Genomic DNA, 1272 nt, shown 5'->3' on the forward strand with positions numbered 1-1272 from the left:
AGACGTTGGAGTTACGTTTCAATTCTTCAATGAAGTCGGCAGACATGCATCCGGCGAGCTCCAGCAAGCAAATCCGCATCCGTGGTATTCAATGTCTGCAATCGGCAAACAAGCCGTACGTGATAACGAAGCGAGCATTTCAGCTGCAGCACGTGAGTTTGGAATAGATCCTGATATGCTTAGAGCCGTGGTCTATGCCGAAAACGCGCATGGTTGGTATGATACTTACACCTCGCTCGTTAGGGAACCACAGTCATACCGACCAGGGAATATACAAAAACAGTGGTCTTCATTACTCCCAGGCGTGGTGGGAAACGATATTAAAAATAATCCAGACATAAATATCAGAATTACAGCAAAACTGCTGTCTGAAATACAAGAGCGCCTAGCTTACCCAACACCCGCTGCTATCGGTACGATATTCAACGGCGGTGGATATATGCGATACACTGACTATGGCCTGACTATTGACGAATATATGAAGACCCGACCGTGGGAATCTGGGGAAACACCACAGCTTCCACCGCCCGACGGTGCTCCCATATTGCCGCCAAGCATTCCTCAAGCGCTCAATGCGATGCTTGGAAACATCAGCTACACGCCGCCTCCCGCCATCAATCCGTTGGCTTTGACGCCGCCGTGCTGAACATTGCAGCACTCTTTCGGTTTTCAACGGAATTTTTGCAGCCATAACAGATGATAGTAGCGTCTGGAGTGATAAACCTCGCTCATGGATAGGCCTTCTGCTCAAAGGCGATACGTGGATGTGGGTAGGAGGCAAGTGGAAAAAGATGAAATTTCTTAATATGATTATGTGAAGGCACCGTATGAAGATCTTGTCGCAATCGGGGGCTGCCATCATACAATTGCAATCCTAAATGAAACTTACGACGCAGTGAGAATAGATCGAAAAGCCAGAACCCGCTTATGCTCGATCACCAGTGGAAAATCTATTCTATCACCGGAGAAAGAATGTCCCTGATCGGCTTGCCTTGGGCAATTGGCCCCGTGCCAATTATTGGAACGGCGCTAACCGCATATATTTATGCAAAGATGCTCATTCTCAAGCAGCCAACAACAGGATCCACCTTTATGGTGTCTCTTCTTCTAGTTTCCGGGTTGTGTTCTATATCTGCACAGCAGTTTTTGGATATTTCAAGTATAAAACCATATATTTTTATTTTTCAGATAATATATACTGTCATGTCATTCCTGTTGTTATATTTTTCTGTCCGCGTCAGTAGATATAAAGGCTGTCTCTTATACACATCT

2 protein-coding genes are annotated in these 1272 nt (G+C 45.8%); both read left to right on the top strand.

Annotated features, from left to right (window positions below; genetic code table 11):
• Nucleotides 1–646: NUDIX hydrolase (locus ACPYOP_RS32865; RefSeq protein ID WP_481414373.1), on the top strand; the 646-nt coding region annotated here is incomplete at its 5' end.
• A gap of 326 nt (nucleotides 647–972) precedes the next feature.
• A partial coding sequence (locus tag ACPYOP_RS32870; protein WP_481414374.1) for a hypothetical protein occupies nucleotides 973–1272 on the top strand: 300 nt, incomplete at its 3' end.

Source organism: Rhizobium sp. KNZ2-6A, assembly GCF_056755475.1.